Origin of the sequence: Tianweitania sp. (assembly GCF_032053605.1) — a bacterium.
Taxonomy (GTDB): domain Bacteria; phylum Pseudomonadota; class Alphaproteobacteria; order Rhizobiales; family Rhizobiaceae; genus Tianweitania.
Genome location: NZ_DAMBUH010000115.1, coordinates 1,768 through 4,622 on the forward strand (window position 1 = coordinate 1,768; position 2,855 = coordinate 4,622).

General features: G+C 61.8%; 2 protein-coding genes. One reads left to right on the forward strand and one right to left on the reverse strand.

Annotation, left to right across the window (positions count from 1 at the left end; translation table 11 throughout):
• Positions 1 to 843: alpha/beta-hydrolase N-terminal domain-containing protein (locus tag RTX98_RS17795; protein WP_312798138.1), on the reverse strand; the 843-nt coding region annotated here is incomplete at its 3' end.
• Between the two features lie 313 nt (positions 844 to 1,156).
• Here RTX98_RS17795 and RTX98_RS17800 point away from each other — a divergent pair.
• Positions 1,157 to 2,855, forward strand: a 1,699-nt coding sequence (locus tag RTX98_RS17800) for a transglycosylase domain-containing protein (RefSeq protein WP_312798139.1), incomplete at its 3' end; no start/stop codon positions are given.

Sequence of the window (2,855 nt, forward strand, 5' to 3'; positions counted from 1 at the left end):
CCCGCCGATGCGCTTCAGTTCCTCGAGCGCGAGTTGCGCGCGATCTTCGATCGTTTCGGCCGATTCCACGCCGACATAGACCCTGAGCGGCTCCAACGCGGATGCTCCGGTGAAAGCCTCGATATCGGCTTTGTTCGGCCCCGCCGCGATCGCCTGCCGTCCGGTCCGGCCAAGATGATCCCACTCCAGCAAAGATGCTGAGCTGCCGGTTTTCAGCGGGTCCGTCGGATGTCCCACGCTGTCTTCGATCAAGGCATCGAACTGTTGATAGGACGCATCCATCACACGGAACACGGCGCTGGCCAGCAAACCGTTGCCCAGGAACCAGAACAACCAGAAGGCCAGCACCAGCGCGATCAGATAGGATAGTCGTCGCGGCAGGTGGCGTTTCAAGCGTTGCGCGATGGTGAAGAACGCTATGCGAAACAGCCATCCAAGGGTGGTCAAAACAAGCGCCACGACCAGCGCAATGCCACCCACGGCGAACGGCCGCACGCTGGCGACCGGCTCCAGCCCCATGAGAAGCCGAACGGAGTTCTGCCAGGCAGACGCCTGCCACAGAAACACCGCTCCAACGGCGACCGCGATCATCGTGATGACGATCTTCACGCGAAAGGCATGGCGGCGATGAACGCCTTTGTGCAAGCCGAGATACAGCCCAAGCCACTTCAGAAGCATCGCAATCGCGTAGCCGACCGAAAAGGCGACACCCGACAACAGGCCCTGAACCAGGAAGTCTCGCGGCAGAAGGCTCGGCGTCAGTGACGCAGCGAAGAAGACCGTTCCCAAGCACAAGGCCGGCACGGAAAAGGATCGGGGAAAGCTAAGAAACAGGTCTTTCATGCGCGTCCGATACCCCGAAAGACCGTCCGATATCAAAAGCTGATCGCAGCGTCCGCAAAGGTTTCGCGATGCAGAGCGGCGGCCAGGGCGCTCTCGATCCAAGCCAAATTGGAGAACCGACGCAACGTCATCAAATCTCTTACAAGTTCGTTAGGTCAATCACCCTACCGTGCATTCAGAAGTCGCTGACGCTGCACCGCTTTCTCCTTGAACTGTGACATGAAAGCCTGCCATCGTAATTCCGGGCGAAGGGACGCGCCCGACCTGCTTGCACTTGTTTGTTTCGCGTAGAAAAGCTTGCCGGACCGTCGCCATGGATGAGCCACAGAAACCTCGCGGGAAACGCGGTCGCCTGTCTGCCGCAATGCTTGCGACGGATGCCTGGCTCGATTCCAGCCTTTACGAAGCGCGCTTCCGGTTCGGCCGTGCCTGGGAAAACATCACCATCTTTTCGCGCCGCTTCCGCGTGCGCGGCTGGCGGCGCGGTCTGGTCGAGCTGGCGTCCGAAGGCTTCACCATGGGTGCGGTCGGCACGGTAATCCTGCTGGCGCTGGCGATGCCGGCCTTCCAGGAAACCAACACCGACTGGCGCAACCAGGGCGATTTCGCCGTCACCTTCCTTGATCGCTACGGCAACGAGATCGGCCAGCGCGGCATTATCCAGCGCGATTCCGTGCCGATCGACGAGATGCCGGATCATGTCATCCAGGCACTGCTCGCCACCGAAGACCGCCGTTTCTTCACCCATTGGGGCATCGACTTCCTCGGCCTCGCCCGCGCCATGAGCGAGAACATGCGCGCCAATGGCGTGGTGCAGGGCGGCTCGACGCTGACGCAGCAGCTTGCCAAGAACCTGTTTTTGACCAACGAGCGCACCTTCGATCGCAAGATCAAGGAAGCCTTCCTCGCGATCTGGCTGGAAACCAACCTCACCAAGAAAGAGATCCTCCAGCTCTATCTCGACCGCGGCTATATGGGCGGCGGCACCTTCGGCATCACGGCGGCGGCAGACTTCTATTTCGGCAAGTCGGTCAAGGACCTCAACCTGTCGGAAGCCGCGATGCTCGCCGGCCTGTTCAAGGCGCCCGCCAAATACGCGCCGCATATCAACCTGCCGGCCGCGCGCGGTCGTGCCAATGAAGTGCTGAGCAACCTCGTCCAGGGCGGCTTCCTTACCGAAGGCCAGGTCCTGTCCGCCCGCCTGCATCCGGCCAGCGTGGTGGATCGCGGAGAGCGTGCGAGCCCGGACTACTTCCTCGACTGGGCCTTCGAACAGGCCAAGCAGATCGCCGAGCCCTATGGCATCCGCTCCATGGTCGCGCGCACCACGATCGACCTGAACCTGCAGCATGCGGCCGAAGAGTCGCTCGAATTCATGCTGCGCCAGCACGGCAAACAGTACCGGGTCGACCAAGGCGCGCTGGTGATGCTGGAAACCAACGGCGCGGTGCGCGCCATCGTCGGCGGGCGCGATTACGGCACCTCGCAGTTCAACCGCGCCACCAAGGCGTTGCGCCAGACCGGTTCGTCGTTCAAGCCCTATGTCTATGCCACCGCGATGGAAAATGGCTTCAAGCCGGACTCAGCCATTTCCGACGGCCCGATCACCTGGAACGGCTGGTCGCCCAAGAACTACGGTCGCTCCTTTTCCGGCCGCATGACACTCACCACCGCGCTGGTGAAGTCGATCAACACCGTGCCGGTGCGTCTCGCCAAGGACCATCTCGGCATCCCGCCCATCAAGGCGATGGCGGAATCCTTTGGCGTGGAATCCAAGCTCGAAGGCCACAAGACCATGGTGCTCGGCACATCCGGCATGACCGTGATGGATCAGGCGACCGGCTATGAAGTGTTCGCGAATGGCGGCATGGCCGGCATGCGCCATGGCATCACCCAGCTCTCGAACCATTCCGGCAAGGTGTTCTATGATCGCGACCGCGATGCGCCCGCGCCCCACCGCGTTCTTTCGGAACAGGCGACGGCCTCGATGAACTCCATGCTCGTTCAGGTTC